We start from the raw sequence: 1,452 nt of genomic DNA on the forward strand, positions 1-1,452 counted from the left end.
CCAGCAACACCTCCAACGCGGTGTGATCACGCACCACATGATGCATACGCACCAACGCCAGCCACCGATCACCACCCGGCACCACCGCCAGATGCACATCCATCAACGGCGCCCGGCGCAGGTCCATCGCCGAACCCGCGTGCGCCACCAGCTCATCGACGGGATCGGCGCCGTCCGGGTCCAGCGTCACCTCCCGCACCGGCAGGACGGCGTGGCGCCGCACCACCTGGACCGGCTCCCGCAACCCCTCCCACGCCAGGGACGTGCGGTAGATGTCGTGCCGGTCCACGACCCGCTGCAGCGCCTCGACGAACCGCTCCGTCCGGTCCCGGGAGTCGAACTCCAGCACCGCCCGCAGCACGTACGCGTCCTCGCCGCCGTCGGCGAGCAGGTGGTGGAACAGCAGCCCTTCCTGCAACGGCGCCAGCGGATAGATGTCGGCCACGCTCGCCGCGCCGCCCTCGACAGTGGCCACGACCCGCCCGATCTCCTCGGCGGTCAGATCCACCAGGGGCAGCATCTCCGGCGTGATGGCGGTCGCGCCGGCCGGGATGCGGTTCTCCGGAACGCTCACCTGCCGGGGCCCGGCCGCCGCGGCCAGTCCGGCCACCGTCGGTGTCTCGAACAACGCCCGCACCGACACCGGCACTCCACGCGACCTCAGCAGCTCCACCAGCCGGATCACCAGGAGCGAATGCCCGCCGAGCCGGAAGAAGTCGTCATCCACCCCCACGCCGTCCAGCCCCAGGATCTCGGCGAAGGCCGCGCACAGCACCTCCTCGCGCGGGTTGACGGGGGCGCGGCTGGTGCTCGCGGTGTATCGGGGGGCGGGCAGGGCCTTGCGGTCGAGCTTGCCGTTGACCGACACCGGCAGGGCGTCCAACGCCACCACCGCCGACGGCACCATGTACTCGGGCAACCGCGCCGCGGCGAACTCCCGCACGACATCGACCGAAATTTCACCCGACAGCACCACATAAGCCACCAACCGCACGTCCCCCGGCACGTCCTCCCGCGCCAGCACGGCCACGTGTTCCACTCCAGGACAGCCGGCCAGCACCGAGCTGATCTCGCCGGGTTCCACCCGGAAACCGCGGATCTTCACCTGGTCGTCCGCACGCCCGGCGAACAACAGCTCACCATCCGCCGACCAGGACACCCGGTCCCCGGTCCGATACATCCGCCCGCCGCCGAACGGACACGCCACGAACCGTTCCGCGGTCAGGCCGGGGCGCCCGGCGTAACCGCGCGCGAGCTGCACCCCGGCCAGATAGAGCTCGCCCACCACGCCGACCGGCACCGGAGACAGCCGCTCGTCCAGCACGTACGCCCGGGTGTTGGCCACCGGCCTGCCGATCGGCACCGAAGCTCCGTCCCAGCCCGCAGAACACCGCCACGCCGTCACATCGATCGACGCCTCGGTCGGACCGTAGTAGTTCTCCAGCCCCACCC

Annotated in this window: 1 protein-coding gene; it reads right to left on the reverse strand. The window is 71.3% G+C overall.

Features of this window, described 5'->3' with window-relative positions; translation table 11 throughout:
- On the reverse strand, window positions 1-1,450 hold a 1,450-nt coding region (locus ETD85_RS67200), incomplete at its 3' end, for a condensation domain-containing protein (RefSeq protein ID WP_338087276.1).
- Window positions 1,451-1,452: the final 2 nt, after the last annotated feature.

It is taken from the genome of Nonomuraea zeae (assembly GCF_005889725.1).
Taxonomy (GTDB): Bacteria; Actinomycetota; Actinomycetes; order Streptosporangiales; family Streptosporangiaceae; genus Nonomuraea; species Nonomuraea zeae.